At 43.5% G+C, this 13,758-nt stretch carries 16 protein-coding genes; 3 read left to right on the top strand and 13 right to left on the bottom strand.

Features of this window, described 5'->3' with window-relative positions; genetic code table 11:
- Positions 1 to 2: 2 nt before the first annotated feature.
- From ACFSRY_RS15550 to ACFSRY_RS15530, 5 genes are all read right to left on the bottom strand, one after another.
- On the bottom strand, positions 3 to 563 hold the full coding sequence (locus tag ACFSRY_RS15550; protein WP_377509707.1) for an HD domain-containing protein: 561 nt from the start codon (positions 561 to 563) through the stop codon (positions 3 to 5).
- Between the two features lie 43 nt (positions 564 to 606).
- Positions 607 to 1,461, bottom strand: a complete 855-nt coding sequence (locus ACFSRY_RS15545; RefSeq protein WP_377509704.1) for a potassium channel family protein — start codon at positions 1,459 to 1,461, stop codon at positions 607 to 609.
- An 89-nt stretch (positions 1,462 to 1,550) separates the two neighbouring features.
- Positions 1,551 to 2,033 (bottom strand): hypothetical protein, encoded by a 483-nt coding sequence (locus tag ACFSRY_RS15540; protein WP_377509701.1) that lies wholly within the window; start codon positions 2,031 to 2,033, stop codon positions 1,551 to 1,553.
- A gap of 277 nt (positions 2,034 to 2,310) precedes the next feature.
- Complete coding sequence (locus ACFSRY_RS15535; protein ID WP_377509698.1) at positions 2,311 to 3,072, bottom strand: TVP38/TMEM64 family protein; 762 nt, start codon at positions 3,070 to 3,072, stop codon at positions 2,311 to 2,313.
- Positions 3,038 to 3,886: a rhomboid family intramembrane serine protease gene (locus tag ACFSRY_RS15530; RefSeq protein ID WP_377509695.1), complete on the bottom strand. Its 849-nt coding sequence runs from the start codon at positions 3,884 to 3,886 to the stop codon at positions 3,038 to 3,040. Before ACFSRY_RS15530 ends, ACFSRY_RS15535 begins: the two co-directional genes overlap by 35 nt.
- A gap of 173 nt (positions 3,887 to 4,059) precedes the next feature.
- On the opposite strand from ACFSRY_RS15530, the gene ACFSRY_RS15525 reads away from it, so the two are divergent.
- The gene (locus tag ACFSRY_RS15525; RefSeq protein ID WP_377509692.1) at positions 4,060 to 5,916 is read left to right on the top strand and encodes a glycoside hydrolase family 3 protein; all 1,857 of its coding nucleotides are present in this window, start codon (positions 4,060 to 4,062) and stop codon (positions 5,914 to 5,916) included.
- A 66-nt stretch (positions 5,917 to 5,982) separates the two neighbouring features.
- On the top strand, positions 5,983 to 6,702 hold the full coding sequence (locus ACFSRY_RS15520; protein ID WP_377509689.1) for a hypothetical protein: 720 nt from the start codon (positions 5,983 to 5,985) through the stop codon (positions 6,700 to 6,702).
- Between the two features lie 64 nt (positions 6,703 to 6,766).
- On the opposite strand, the gene ACFSRY_RS15515 is transcribed toward ACFSRY_RS15520, so the two are convergent.
- From ACFSRY_RS15515 to ACFSRY_RS15480, 8 genes are all read right to left on the bottom strand, one after another.
- A complete protein-coding gene (locus ACFSRY_RS15515) occupies positions 6,767 to 7,282 on the bottom strand; it encodes an NUDIX domain-containing protein (protein ID WP_377509686.1) in 516 nt (171 codons plus the stop codon).
- Positions 7,283 to 7,336: 54 nt separating this feature from the next.
- Positions 7,337 to 8,359 carry an SDR family NAD(P)-dependent oxidoreductase gene (locus ACFSRY_RS15510; protein ID WP_377509683.1) on the bottom strand — a complete coding sequence of 341 codons (1,023 nt, stop codon included), beginning with the start codon at positions 8,357 to 8,359 and terminating at the stop codon, positions 7,337 to 7,339.
- Between the two features lie 78 nt (positions 8,360 to 8,437).
- Positions 8,438 to 9,142, bottom strand: a complete 705-nt coding sequence (locus tag ACFSRY_RS15505; RefSeq protein WP_377509680.1) for a thrombospondin type 3 repeat-containing protein — start codon at positions 9,140 to 9,142, stop codon at positions 8,438 to 8,440.
- A gap of 331 nt (positions 9,143 to 9,473) precedes the next feature.
- Positions 9,474 to 10,388, bottom strand: a complete 915-nt coding sequence (locus ACFSRY_RS15500; RefSeq protein WP_377509677.1) for a M28 family peptidase — start codon at positions 10,386 to 10,388, stop codon at positions 9,474 to 9,476.
- Positions 10,389 to 10,440: 52 nt separating this feature from the next.
- Positions 10,441 to 10,650, bottom strand: a complete 210-nt coding sequence (locus tag ACFSRY_RS15495; protein WP_377509674.1) for a hypothetical protein — start codon at positions 10,648 to 10,650, stop codon at positions 10,441 to 10,443.
- 154 nt (positions 10,651 to 10,804) lie between these two features.
- Positions 10,805 to 11,383, bottom strand: coding sequence for a hypothetical protein (locus ACFSRY_RS15490; RefSeq protein WP_377509671.1), 579 nt, complete (start codon positions 11,381 to 11,383; stop codon positions 10,805 to 10,807).
- A 1-nt stretch (position 11,384) separates the two neighbouring features.
- The gene (locus ACFSRY_RS15485; RefSeq protein WP_377509668.1) at positions 11,385 to 12,095 is read right to left on the bottom strand and encodes a head GIN domain-containing protein; all 711 of its coding nucleotides are present in this window, start codon (positions 12,093 to 12,095) and stop codon (positions 11,385 to 11,387) included.
- 111 nt (positions 12,096 to 12,206) lie between these two features.
- A complete protein-coding gene (locus ACFSRY_RS15480; protein ID WP_377509665.1) occupies positions 12,207 to 13,148 on the bottom strand; it encodes a membrane-binding protein in 942 nt (313 codons plus the stop codon).
- A 140-nt stretch (positions 13,149 to 13,288) separates the two neighbouring features.
- Between ACFSRY_RS15480 and ACFSRY_RS15475 the strand changes: the two genes are divergently transcribed.
- The gene (locus ACFSRY_RS15475; protein WP_377509662.1) at positions 13,289 to 13,732 is read left to right on the top strand and encodes a hypothetical protein; all 444 of its coding nucleotides are present in this window, start codon (positions 13,289 to 13,291) and stop codon (positions 13,730 to 13,732) included.
- Positions 13,733 to 13,758: the final 26 nt, after the last annotated feature.

The following is a 13,758-nucleotide window of genomic DNA, read 5'->3' as shown; positions in this document are numbered from 1 at the left end:
ATTTATTCATCCTTAAGCTGTGGTGACAATTGCAGCTCCTCCTGGTGCTTCTGTAGCACACCGATAATAAAGCTTATATGCTCTTTAAGGTCAACACCAAAAAGTTCGGCTCCTGCACGCACTTCATCGCGATCTACTGAAGCCGCAAAGCTTTTCTGCCCCAGCTTTTTTATTACAGATTTTGCTTCCAATCCCTCTAACCGTTGAGGCCTTACCTGGGCACAAGCAACTATAAAACCTGTTACTTCATCACAGGCAATCAATGCTTTGTCAAGTAGGGTGTCATAATTCACTCCCCACTTGGTATAATGGGCGGAAATGGCATGAGCAATCTCCTCTTCGTTTCGCTCTCTTAGTAGGCTTACAATTACATGAGGATGCTGGTCTGGATGCGCCTGGTAGTCAGCATCGTGTAAGAGTCCAGTTACTGCCCATTTAGTAGTGTCCTCTCCTAACTTTTCTGCGTAGGCCTCCATTACTAACTCCACTGTACGAGCATGCCTTAGAAGGCTTTCGCTGGTTGTCATACTGGTTAAAATTTCCTGTGCGTCTTGGCGTGTCATAGTGATAAGATTGATGCCCAAAATACTTATTTTACCAGCACTATCAAATTTCAGGAGTTACATCAGATGATCCCTCTGATGGTTTATCATTTGGTTGTTGTTTATGCAATACTGCCTGCAGTTCACTTCGAAGATGCTTGATTTCGATTTCCAGGGATTTTATTTGCCTTGACCCAGCTACCTCAGCATCTGGTGATCCAGCATCTTTATCTATAAAAAAAGTGGCTAACGTTGCTGTAAAATAGCCGAAAACAGCAAAACCATACAAAGCCAGCAGCAGGCAAAGTACCCTGCCTTCAGGAGTTATAGGAAAGTAGTCGCTTCCGATGGATGTTAAAAGCATTACGGTCCACCAAAGTGCATCGCCATAGCTCTTGATGCCATATTCTCCCTCAAAGGCATAAATACCAGCAGCACCCGCAACTGAAACCACCAAGGATAGAGCCGTAACGTAACCAAAGGCCCGGCGCTGCATGGTTTTGCCCAAGCTGCGCATGCCCCTGTTTATTGATCCAACAACCTTCAGCAGTCGCAGCCCTCTAGCCGCCCTCACTGTCCCAACCAACCTGAAAACACGGGTAATTCGGAAAAGACGTAAGGCAGGAACAGCCAGGGAAAAGGCTGTGAGTACATTTTTGCGCAGGAAGAGTAGCTTATGCGGAGCCAGGATGATCTTGATAACAAAATCAAGTATAAAAATCACCCAGATGATGGTACTGAAAAGCTCTAGTACAGGATTAAGCCCCCAGATCAATTCTACCACCAGCAACACCAACCAGGTAAATCCCAGGATAATGAGAGGTGCCTCCAAAGCTTCCTGAAGCCTGTCTAGCAGTTCATAGCGTTCTCTTTCGAGTTGCCTTTTTGCTGCATTCTTCCGTAAATTTCTTTCCCCCATAGGTGCTTTTTAACTAAACAAAACAGGATTTTTAGCCCTGTTTTGTTTCAGCATAGGGTACGGTAGCTGCAAAAGTTCGTTTAAATGGCTTAATCTTGCTCCAGTTTTGCAATCTGTACATTTCTCCAGAAACCCATAATGCGGTCTCTTTTCCCTACCAGGAGGTCAATCTGCTTGTGTATGCGCTGGTTCATGACATCCCGCACAATGTACAATCCATCCAGTTCATCGGAAATGCCAGTTACCCACAGCGAATCCCCAAAGCTAATGTCTCCGCCCCATCTGGTATGCAGATCACGTGATACGGCAATCCATCGGTGCTTTTTAGGATCTCTTTTATTTATGCGGGAGCCGTCTGCGGTGATATAAGGGGTAGAGTCGGTCTGGCTTGGCTCTGGGTGGTAAATGGAGGCTGATACTGTCAGCGTTTTACTAGTTGAGGGTAATTCTAAGTTTGTTTTGGAAATCTCTTCTGGTGGCCAGTCGAGCTTTTTTTCCTCGATTTTCGGAGCGGGGGATTCTGCCTTAAAAAAGGACAATTCTTCTGCCATGGCCACATAAACTGAAAGCATGGCTGCGAGTAATTTTATCCTAAACATTAGCGGTCCATTTCGTGAAACATCGATTTTCTAATAACAAACCGCTTTAACGACAGAAATATGGAATGGTTTACATATACCTTTTAAATATATAGAAAAGGTTCATTTTTAATAATTTTAGATGCATTATGATTTTACAATGAAAGAGTAAGAGTATTTAATAAAAGTATCTAACATAATGGCAGTTACATTAGATACTTTATACATAACTATAAGACTATTATTTATAATTTTTAAAGCAAAAACATCCTTATTTTTCTTTAAAGTATTTGTCATAAGCAATATAGCCGATGAAAGCTGCTAAACTTATAGCAGACACCCATATCAGTCCCGTTTTCAGTCGTTGATTGTTTTCACCAAGCCATGCGAGCAGGATTGTAAGCGGAACAATGCCTGCCAGAGTTGCACCCATAAATTTGAAGTAGCTCATTTTAGTAAGACCTGCAACAAAACTTATCGCATCATTGGAGAGAAAGGGAGAAATCCGTGCTATAACTACTGCCCATAAACCGTATTCTTCTACAAAACCATTTATTTTACGCTCAGATTTTTCCCCGATCAGCTTCGCGACACCTGCCTCGCCTACCCACCTGCCAATAAAATAACCTACAGTAGAGGCGACAACCACGGCTCCAATGGCAATTATTGAACCCCAGAAATGGCCATAAGCAATGATAGACACTAGCATGAGGGCAACAACGTTGATAACAAGGAGGAACATCTGAGCTATCATGGCAAGGACAATGAAGAATGGTCCCCAAAAACCAAACTGGCTCACCCAGTCTGAAATGCGTTGCTTGTCACCGCTGGTCAGTATGTCCCAAGCATTGTCAACCTCCTTCTGAAATCCAGGAATAAAGAAATAGGAGGCTACTAAGCAGCCAATCAGTATAAGTGTGATGATGAGAGGCCATTTATTCTGTTTCCCGGAGTTTTCTTCTTCGGGAGTTTCATCGTAACTGTGCTTTCTAACTTTACTATTTTCCTCTATATTTTTTTGCTTTTCTGCCATAGCTTCTGTTTTCGTCTTTACTGTTAGACGAAATGAAGTACATTCTGGTTTGAGAAGCGGCCTCTCCTGTGGCAGGATTAAAGGTATAGAAAAAGCTATTAGAAGGTTCGTATTCCTGTACTTGGTATTGTATATGAAAGTGATGGTACTGTGGCCCCATCGTATTGCTTACATGTCTTTGTACCACAGATGGTGCAATATAAGGTTGTTTTTTTTTCCTACGGATTCCTTCTCCGTAGACGACTGCTGCTATCAGTCCTGCAAAAAAACCTGCTATATGCCCTTCCCAAGAGATGCGCTCTTCTGTAGGAAGGAGCCCATAAAAAAGACCACTGTAAAGGAATAAAACCGCCAGTGAAACAGCCATCGCACCACGGTTCTGCCGAAGAAAGCCGTTAAAAAGTAAAAATCCAGCCATGCCGTAAACCACTCCACTTGCTCCGATATGAAATGCCGGGCGACCGATGAACCAGGTTAGTACACCACTTAGCACGTATACCATCACCATTACCCGTACAGCGACCTTACGGTGTAGGAAAAGGATAAATCCTGAGAGCAAAACCAAGGGAAATGAATTAGACAATAAATGCAGCAGATCGCCATGAATCAGAGGGCCTGTAACCACTCCTACCAGTCCGAAGAAATTTCGTGGCTGAATTCCCAGCCACACCAGGTCGGCTCCAGTAAGGTAGCTAAGCAAGCTAATCAGCCATAGCAAAGCCACAAAAAGAGTCCCAGGAAGAAAGCTGTAGGAAAAGAGGTTGTTTTCCTCCTGTATGTTAAGTGTACTGTTACTTGTTTGAAAATCTGGCATAGCTTAGATATGGAACCTTAAAGCCCGGCATTCTCTTAAATGTATGGAAAATGGGTAAAAGCAGCTAAAATATTTTACCTCCACAGAGTTTTTTTCGTACTCAATGCACTAGCCCTAGCGAACTGGCGAGTACCGTAGCTCCTGTTCAAAAACTAGTGAAGGCTTTCTATATCATGCTCTACCACGCAAGTCACCCAATCCTGCACCACAGCAAGAAACTGTTGATAGGGCTGTTATTACTCTTTGTGCTGTTAGTCTTGTTCTCCTCCTGTGAAGGTACAGAGACACAGCGCCAGGCATATGCAGAAAAGAGGGCTGAATTTTATCCGGTAGAACGGGTGCCCTATGTGAGGCCCTCATCTCTTATTACAGCACTTGAAGAAAAGCCTAGCTACTGGGTTGACTCTGTTTTTAATACGCTTACACCGGAAGAGCGGATAGCGCAGCTTATTATAATAGAAGCATTTTCTGATAAAGGCCCCGCTTACGAAGCTGACGTTATGCGACTTATCAAGAAGTATAAAGTTGGGGGAATTATTTTCTTTCAGGGGGGGCCCGTAAGGCAGGCGAAACTTACTAATAGTTACCAGGCTGCCTCTAAGGTACCACTCCTTATAGCCATGGACGCTGAAACTGGCGTAGGAATGCGCCTTGACAGTACGGTGCAGTACCCTTATCAGCAAATGCTAGGTGCTATTGAAGACAATGGCCTGATTTACGATATGGGGGCTGAAGTTGCAGCTGAATTCAAAAGATTAGGCATGCACGTAAATTTTGCACCTGTCGCAGACATCAACAATAATCCCAAGAACCCCATCATCAGCTACCGCGCCTTCGGTGAAGATCGTTTGGATGTAACAGCAAAAAGCCTGGCTTACATGCGGGGTATGCAGGAGAATGGAATACTTGCCGTTGCCAAGCATTTCCCTGGTCATGGCGACACAAATGTTGACTCTCACTATGACCTGCCGGTTATTCCCTTTAAGCGCAACAGACTCGATTCGCTGGAACTGTATCCTTTTCAAGAGCTGATCAGACATGGCGTTGGAGGTGTAATGGTTGCTCACATGCACATCCCACAGCTTGATTCTACTAAAAATCTGCCATCCACCCTCTCCAAACCAATAGTAACTGGGTTACTGAAGAAAGAACTGGAGTTTAAGGGTTTGATTTTTACAGATGCCATGGTGATGAAAGGAGTTACCAAGTACTTTGAACCCGGTGAAGCTGAGGCGAGAGCCCTTATAGCCGGAAATGATGTGCTGGAGCGACTCAAGAACGTTCCGAAAGCTATTACGGCTGTTAAGCAGGCTATTGCCAAGGGTGAGCTGACACAGGAAGAAATAGACAGGAGGTGTAAACGCATTTTGACGGCGAAGCAATGGCTCGGGCTGGATACTTATAAGCCCATTGATCTAACCAATCTTCATCAGGACCTTAAACCGCAGATAGCCGATAGTACTAACCGTGCACTGGCTGAAGCAGCAATGACTTTGTTGATTAATAAAAGAAGAGCCATTCCTGTACGCCAGCATCGCCGTACCTCTATTGCTACCGTATCGTTCGGTGCTAAACAGCCACCGGTGTTTCAGCACCTTGTAGGTGAGCGGATCAAAGCGAAACACTTTGTTATATCCCGTAAGGCCGGGAAAAAGGAAACCAAAGCACTCCGGAAAAAACTGAAGCAGTTTGACGTTGTTCTGGTGGCTCTCTACGGTCCGAGTAGCACTCCAAGCAATAATCTGGGGTACTCAAAAGAGACGAAAGAGCTGGTGGGTCAATTAGCTGAATCTGAGAAGGCTGTAGTAACGTTGTTTGATAATGCATATACTTTAAGCCAGTTTCCCGAAATTGAAGAAAGCAAGGCCCTTCTTGTGGCATACCAATCCCACTTTCATGCACAGGAAGCTGCTGTTAAGGTGCTATTCGGTCAGTTGCCGGCACGAGGCAAGCTACCGGTTACAGTTAACAAGCATTTCAGGTATGGCGATGGCATCAGTAAAGACAAATCTTTTATAGCCGGCCCCTAAAGAATCTATGTGCCGGTGTTTCCGTAGTAATAGCAGAAATTCCACTTGCCATGTAAGCACATAACTATGAAAAAGATATTAAACGTTGCCCGATACACTACCGCTTTTTGCTTCCTGTACTTTTTGTATAGCTGCGAAGGGCGCAGGGAAATTGAAAACACAGAGGAAATCACAGTTGAGGCTGAAGACACAAGAGATACGGCACGAGTGGTTAAGACTGGAGAATCCGCAGAAGAAGAACTGGAAGAGTTTAGAGCCTGGCTGAACCGGCAAACGGAGAAAGGAGATACTGCCATAGAGAGAGAATGGCCAAAAGTAAGGGAGGAGCTACGGCGGCGAAATGCAAGGCTGGAGGAAAACTTTGACAGCTTATCAGCAAAGTCTCAGCAAGAGTACCGGGAGCTACAACAAAAGTATGAACGATGGGAAAACAGGCAGGAAAGGCGGCAACAGCTCCCTCTTGACCCGAAAAAGCTAAGCCAATGGCAGGAACAGCTTCTTGGAGAATACAGTGGCATCAATAACATTGATACAAACAACCTGCGTGAGGCATATCTTACCTTTATGGGAACAGTGCGCACTAAGCGCCGCAACTGGACGCAGGATGACTGGGACTATGTAGATTATGTTTACAGCCAGTTGAACCAGCGCCGTCGCCAATTGGAAAACCAGGTCTCAACCTCTGATAATATTAAAATTCGTACTCTGCAGGCAGAGTACCTTGCTCTTGAAGGAAGTGCAGACACCCAAAGCCTTATAAGAGAAGCTGAGAAAGAAAACAATTAAACCAAAAAGGTACAGCGACAGATAGTAAACCTGCCGCTATACCTTTTTGGTTACAGTACAAGAATTATCTCTTTTGTAGCTTCACCCATTGTTGGGCTATAATTGTTTTAGCATCCGGACTTTGTAGCTGATCCAACTCCTCAGGAGATAACCGGATTATTTCAATATGCTCATTCTCGTGTCCATTCCCACCTCCATCCTGGTGCTGATGAGACACTTCAGCATAGTATAACATCACCCTCTCTGTTGTTCCACCCGGAGAGGAATAAAAGGTGTGCAGGTGCTTCAGTTTATCAACCTTATACCCTGTTTCCTCCTCTATCTCCCGTTCTATACTTTGCTCCGGTTCTTCTCCCTCGTCCACCATTCCGGCGACTACTTCTACTAGTTCAGTTTCTGAACCAACCCGGAACTGCTTTGCCAGGATGTATTTATTCTGTTCCGAATCATATACAAGAGCAGCAACCGCATCGCCACGATCAAATTGTTCTCTTGTAAAAGTTTGCCCCTCCTGTTCAACTGTCAGTTTATAAATCTTAAAGTAGCCATCATAGGCTGTTTCTCTGTTTTTAATTTCCATAATAAATTTCCGGGCTTCTTATCAAGACCAGGCAAAAGTATAAAGTATATTGTTTTACATTTCGTTGTTTCGCAGGGCTGCCTGCTGTGTTCGCTCCGTTAGGCTAGACTCTGATAATCGTGATTCACTCTCATATCCTTTGGCTCTTTCCTTGCCTATACCACCTTCTCCTGGTAAAGCTCTGTTTGCAAGACCAAATATGTTTGTCATAAGGCCTGGGGAAATCCCATGTAGTAAAGCACCTAACTTAGCAGGTAAAGTTGTAGTAACCTCTGCATCCCCGTGGCGCAGGGCATTTATGATCTTTTCAGCGGTTTCCTCTGCGCTCATAGAAGTAAGAAGGCTGGAATCCATGATCTTGAATAAAGCATACTCTTCTTTGTTATGCCCTTTCATAATAGCATGCCGTGGACTGCCTGTCCGGATTAACCCTGGAGTTGCTGTAGTTATTGTAATGTTATACTTTTTAAGCTCAGCCCGTAATCCTTCTGATAAACCTACTAAAGCAAACTTACTTGCACTGTAAGGCACTAAGTGCGGTACGCTAATTTTACCTCCAATAGAGGCTATATTTAGGATACGCCCCTCTCCCCTTGCTTTCATGGCAGGCAGTACTGCTAGTGTGGTATATAAAGGCCCCCAAAAGTGAACATTCATTGCTTCTTCAAACTCTCTGATATTCATCTCCGTTACCGGACCTGCCTGTATAATGCCTGCATTATTGATCAGTACGTCGATTGGGCCGAACTCATTCTGAACATTGGTAATCATGTCATTCACCTCCTGTTCCACGGTAACATCACACTTTTGAACCAGAACAGCGGCTCCCTGGCCAGCCAGTTCCATACGTGCATCCTCCAATTCAATATTATCCCGTGAACAAAGCACAAGCCTTGCTCCTTCTGCCGCCAATTGCCTGGCCATCACCAGCCCTAAACCACGGGACCCACCCGTGATCAGCACAACCTTTCCGGAAAAATTAAAAGAATTCAGACTACGTGAAACTGCTTTAGCAGCTAGTAAGGCACCGGCACCTGCTGCCAGCCACCAAAACCTTTTTGTGTTGTTTGCTTTCATATCTGCGAATAGTTTTATCCGCTCTTCCTCTACGACAGCAAGCAGGAGTAGTTTGTGAATAAAAGAATACGACCTGACTTAGTACTTTCTGGTAAGGATTTTATTCTTGATGACAGGAGTATACATTAACTTAACAAAAGCTACCATATAATGATCTGTGGCATTATTTGAGTCTTTCTCAAGATTGTCCAGGTAATCAGCAAAGGTTAATTGATACATTAGCTCAGGGGCTATGCTGAATTCATCTGAAAACCTGAATCGCAAACCACCACCCAAAGGAATAACAGCAGAAATGGCAGGGTATTTCCGTACCGGATCATAAGTTACCTGTGAATCATCCAGATCACCTTCTCCCGGAAAGGAGGTTGCAGTATAGTACACTAAACCTCCGCCGCCCCTGATATAAGGCACTACAAACCTTTTACGGGCAGATCTGTAGTTCCCCGACCCGGCGTAGCTATCTAACAAATTAAGGACAACTGTACCTGAAAACTCCACTACCTCCGTTTGAAAAGTAATGTTCAAGGGCCGGTTAGGATCTTTTTCTGTCGCCCCTAGCCGTAAGTAGCCAAGGTTAGCTCCATATGCCAGATAAGGTGAGGTTTTGTAAAGAGCACCTACTGTAAACGCAGGTCCAAAATTATTACATTGTGGTAAGCCGCAAATATCGCTTTTAACAGCTGCCACACCAACTCCTCCTAGTATCACTATACCCCGTTCAGGCATCTTACTTCGTCCTACTTTCTCTAAAAAAGATGATTGTGCCCTTGAAACCGAAGGCACTGTTAATAAAACAGAGATAAGGATGATGAAACAGTATTGAATCCTGCACATGCGGAAAAATAGATTAACGATTAAAAATAAGCAGTACAGGACCGCTTCGTCTACTATCTTAACTAATAAACAACATTTTTATTGAGTGTAGAACGGATTAGCCTGCTCTGAAACTGCTTTGGTGCAAAGTAAACGTATTTACGTTTCGGGTAATAAAAGGATGGCGTAATTACTATATTAAGCAAAATATATTTGTCCAAAAACATCAACAAAGAACAGCCCCTGGTAGCACACTCTTCTTCAAAAAAGAGTATGCTACCAGGGGCTGTTCTGTTTTATTTTATTTTACAGGTTGGATATCCTGTAGATTGGCATCTGCGACTTTAATAAAGTCTATAACCAATGCGGCAGCTTCAGGATAAAAAGTTGTGTTAGTATTTATAAAATCATCAGTAGGTTGATGATAGTATGGATGGTCTTCCACGCCAAAATATACAAAGGGAATCTGACGCTTATGAAACTGAAAATGGTCTGATTGTCCAGTCCAGTCGTTGTGGCCCTGCTCTGGTCTGTCATGGCCTAAAATAAGTCTAGCATTTGGTCTGGCACCCACCTGCAGCAGGTATGGTTCCAGCTTAGGATAATGGAAGGCGCCACTTGCGTATAACTCACCTTTGCTGTTAACACTCAACATATCCATGTTTACGTTCAAAGCTATCCTTTCCAGAGGAATCGGTGGGTTTTCAAGAAAAGCATTGGCTCCCTGTAAACCGAGTTCTTCCCCATCCAAAGCAACAAAAACGAGAGTATGCTTTGGTGGATGTTCCATAAAATAAGATGCAGCCGCCAACAAAGCACCTATGCCAGAAGCATTATCATCAGCGCCGTTATAAACCTGGCCGTTGCGCTGCCCTACATGGTCATAATGGGCTGTAACTACAATAGCCAGATCAGATTTTCCGGGGATGTAGCCAATGAGGTTAGTAGCCTGCTCTACCAGCAACTTCTTATTCTCAATCCGGAAGTGTTGCTTATAGCTGCCATTAAACGCCTCAAGACCAATGGCTGTAAACCGTCCCAAAATATACTCCTGCGCCATCTTATTGCCCTTGCTTCCACTTAACCTTCCTTCCATTTCATCAGAAGAGAGAAATTCAATATCTTTTAGTAGCTGCTTCTTATCTAAAGGCAACTCTTGAGCGGTACTCAAAAGGGGCAACGCTAACAGACAGGCACAGACAATTATTTTCTTCATATTGCAGGTTAAGGTACGAAAGTAGCAGCTTATTTAGCTAAAGCAAATCTACTTAAACTTTAGGCCATTGTATCCAGGTTTTCTGTCGTCCCTTGAGATTCTTTTGTTGAGCACTCTTTACAGGATGCCGCTCCATTTCCTGCGCATAATTATTTTTATATTCAACTACTTCTCCCTTAGGTACCCATCCATTGCGCATATATGTTTTAACAGCACTGGCTAAAACAGTTAGCTCATCACTTAAAATCATATCGTATTCCATGTTGTTTCTTTTCGGTTAAGGTAAATTTTGTTTCAAATCGCATTTACCAAATTGATGCAAGGAGCATGCCACTACGGCATCGTCAGCAAAAAAGTTACAAAAAGAAAGGTTAGTCATAAAATAGAAAGAGCAAGGCGAAAATACCTGGCTCTTTCTATTTTTTTATATTGATGAATGCAGGAAGCTCAAAAGGTCCCACTGATGTGAGTATGGTCGGCTTAATCTGTAATGTTACCTGCGGCCTGTTCTCCTCCTTGTTTAAAACTGTAGCCAACTTAAGAATATTATTAAGACTGGCACCTCCCCTTTCCTCAGAAAAAGCTAAAGGAGAGCTCAGCGTTAATACATTCAGACCATGCTTGAGCTCAACTGGTTCATTCACAACACCGCTCAACGCCTTCTCATTATCCAGTAACAGCTGCCACTTCAGCTCTGTCACTGTCATAGTTCTGTCTTCATTACCTTCCCCCAGTTCAACGTTGAGTCCTAAGGTAGAAGTTGCTTTCAGCTTGTTATCTGAAAGGGCAGAAAGAAGTAAAGCTGCATCACTAAAGGAAAAATCCTCAGGACGTTTTTTATCCATAAGCTCTACTCCATTCACCTTTACCTGATCTACTCGCTCAAGGCTGTATTTTGCCTCTCTAAAGGCATCCAGATCATCTTTTGTTTTGCAAGCAAAACCTGCCAGCAGAAAGATCAGCACCAGTAAAAAATTTATCGACTTTGTAAACATTCTATTCTTTGATCAATTTACCAGACCCTGAAACATCCACGCTGGTATTTGGGTTTCCTTTGTAATATACACGGCCACTTCCACTTATATTAACGTCCAGTTCATCAGCAACTTTCACCTGCGCTTTACCTGAACCGGAAACATGAACATCTGTAACATTGGTTCTCAAATCGAAAGCATGATGATTTCCGGAGCCAGATATATTTATTTCCTGCTCATTCGCATCCCCAGACAGCTCAATAGTGCCGGAGCCACTGATGCGTGCGTCTACCTTATCAGCTTCTATCCTACCTTTAATATCCCCTGATCCTGAGACGCCAACTGTGAAATCACGTGTTCTGAACCTGTCTTCCATTACAAGGTAGCCGGAACCACTTACCTCTGCAGAGCTGAGTTCTGGCAGAGTTATGTACACCTCAACAGTTTTGTGATCGCGAAAGCAACGATCAAACCCTATTTCCCATACTCCATCAGACACGTTTCTTTCAAGCTCATCTAAAACATTTGCCTGGCCTTTTACCAGAACCTGTTGTCTTTTGCCTCTCTCAATAAACACGTGTGTATTCCCTCTTACCTTTACACCTTCAAAAACAGGCAGGTCAAAGGTTCGTGATTCAGTCTCTCCTTCACCTTTTAGGCAAAAACCGGAGTCATCGCAGGCACTAAAAAAAACAGAAAGCAACAGGAACAAGGAAAGCTTCGGTATCTTCATAGAAATATTGCTTAGAATAGAACATATTATTCAAGCAATATATAAAATGTAAACCTGAAGGCCTAAAAGAAAAGCCACCTCCATTATGGAGGTGGCCGGAAAAATCAGAGGCTATACAAGGTATCCGACCCGCTGCCCACGTTTATTCACCAACTCGCCTCTTTCAGATACGAACACCGGCTGCAAATATTCACTTTCGAAATAATAAGGAAAGTCAGGGTCATTCGTCTTCACGAGTTTACCTACTACCTTTACAACACCATCCGTTACATGTACCAGGTGAAGTTTATTAGTAAGGTAAAATTCCTCCTTCGGTGCTTTAGAAAAATGTACGCGCGTAAGTATAAACCTACTATCTATGCTGCTATTGCTTCTACTATTAGGCTGTTCAGCTATCTGCTGTCGGCTTGTTTGCTGCTCTGGCCGAACCTGTTGTTTAGGCGACTCTGATCTGGCGATGGCCTTCTGGTCAGGTTGTGGCCCCTTTGCACTTGCTATCAATTGCTCGTTGGCACTACGCCATCCCTTACTGATCGCATCCAGACGGTATTTTTTGCCTGGATGTGTAGACGATGACCGCTCTTCTGACAAAAGGTTTATAGCCGCCTGGGCATCCGATAAGTTTGCTCCCATCTTGCGCAACACAAATCCAGAGAATTCATCCGCCTCCAACTCATCATAAGGGTTACTTCCACTTCTGGATAAAGTGTGGCCGTTAAGGTGATGTCCGATTTCATGGGCAATTATACTTACCCCTCCCCAATCCGTGTGCACCGCATTATTGATAGCAGCTAAAAAGCGTTCATTGTATAGTATGTAGCGTTTGCCATTGTAAACAACAGCTGCGGCATTTTCAATATTAGCAGCTCTTAACTCAAATCTAGGTTTAAGGCCTATCACATTTATTATTTCCTGCACAATATCTCGTGTGCCGGCAACTTTTTCAACTGTTGGTACGCTTGCAGTTAACCCAGTAGCCACAGCTGCTTCTGTACCTATGGTTAAAGCAAGGATGAATCCGAGACTAAATGAGAATTTCTTAAAGTATAGCATAACAGGAAAGTTAACTTGAATGAACCCAGTACCTTCTTAACGATAGAAGAACTGTGCATCGTATCAGGTGCAAGTTCTTTGCCAGAATTGTCTTTTTAACTTTTGTAAAGTATCTTAAGGTTCCCAATCATTTTTATATCATGCCTCTCAAGGGATTACAACAGATTACACAGTTCCATTCTCCTAAATTGACCATCATTGAGGTTCCTTTATTACAACTTGTTGTAGTACAGGCGTATGGGGAGGTTCCTTCCCGAATGTACAGGCAAGGTTTACAGATAGCTGTTGCAACTGCTGCAGAAAAGAAGTTAAAATACTGGCTGGTGAACAACAAAAAAGGTGGAATAATTACGCCCGCTGACCAAATATGGTCTAATGAGGTGATAGCCCCGCGTATTGCTCATGAGACATCAATAAGGAAGATGGCTTTTATTGAACCTGAGGATGTTCTTTCTGCTGTAATACTAGAGAACATGATGGACGAGGCAAAAGACATTTTTCCTTTCGAAATGCAGTTCTTCGGCTGTTTAGATAGTGCTATAAGCTGGTTCAGAGATTCCACTTATTTTTATCCCAGGCCGTGATCATGTTAGGAATAAGCCATTAGGGC

The sequence above is a fragment of the Pontibacter locisalis genome, assembly GCF_042684605.1.
Taxonomy (GTDB): domain Bacteria; phylum Bacteroidota; class Bacteroidia; order Cytophagales; family Hymenobacteraceae; genus Pontibacter; species Pontibacter locisalis.
Note: the sequence above shows the minus strand (reverse complement) of the source record. Positions and strands in the feature narration are given on the sequence as shown.

Coding starts and splice junctions, on each gene's coding strand:
- ACFSRY_RS15550 (WP_377509707.1), bottom strand. CDS start 563: ATGACACGCCAAGACGCACAGGAAATTTTAACCAGTATGACAACCAGC.
- ACFSRY_RS15475 (WP_377509662.1), top strand. CDS start 13,289: ATGCCTCTCAAGGGATTACAACAGATTACACAGTTCCATTCTCCTAAA.
- ACFSRY_RS15515 (WP_377509686.1), bottom strand. CDS start 7,282: ATGGAAATTAAAAACAGAGAAACAGCCTATGATGGCTACTTTAAGATT.
- ACFSRY_RS15530 (WP_377509695.1), bottom strand. CDS start 3,886: ATGCCAGATTTTCAAACAAGTAACAGTACACTTAACATACAGGAGGAA.
- ACFSRY_RS15480 (WP_377509665.1), bottom strand. CDS start 13,148: ATGCTATACTTTAAGAAATTCTCATTTAGTCTCGGATTCATCCTTGCT.
- ACFSRY_RS15485 (WP_377509668.1), bottom strand. CDS start 12,095: ATGAAGATACCGAAGCTTTCCTTGTTCCTGTTGCTTTCTGTTTTTTTT.
- ACFSRY_RS15490 (WP_377509671.1), bottom strand. CDS start 11,383: ATGTTTACAAAGTCGATAAATTTTTTACTGGTGCTGATCTTTCTGCTG.
- ACFSRY_RS15535 (WP_377509698.1), bottom strand. CDS start 3,072: ATGGCAGAAAAGCAAAAAAATATAGAGGAAAATAGTAAAGTTAGAAAG.
- ACFSRY_RS15500 (WP_377509677.1), bottom strand. CDS start 10,388: ATGAAGAAAATAATTGTCTGTGCCTGTCTGTTAGCGTTGCCCCTTTTG.
- ACFSRY_RS15525 (WP_377509692.1), top strand. CDS start 4,060: ATGCTCTACCACGCAAGTCACCCAATCCTGCACCACAGCAAGAAACTG.
- ACFSRY_RS15545 (WP_377509704.1), bottom strand. CDS start 1,461: ATGGGGGAAAGAAATTTACGGAAGAATGCAGCAAAAAGGCAACTCGAA.
- ACFSRY_RS15510 (WP_377509683.1), bottom strand. CDS start 8,359: ATGAAAGCAAACAACACAAAAAGGTTTTGGTGGCTGGCAGCAGGTGCC.
- ACFSRY_RS15520 (WP_377509689.1), top strand. CDS start 5,983: ATGAAAAAGATATTAAACGTTGCCCGATACACTACCGCTTTTTGCTTC.
- ACFSRY_RS15495 (WP_377509674.1), bottom strand. CDS start 10,650: ATGGAATACGATATGATTTTAAGTGATGAGCTAACTGTTTTAGCCAGT.
- ACFSRY_RS15540 (WP_377509701.1), bottom strand. CDS start 2,033: ATGCTTTCAGTTTATGTGGCCATGGCAGAAGAATTGTCCTTTTTTAAG.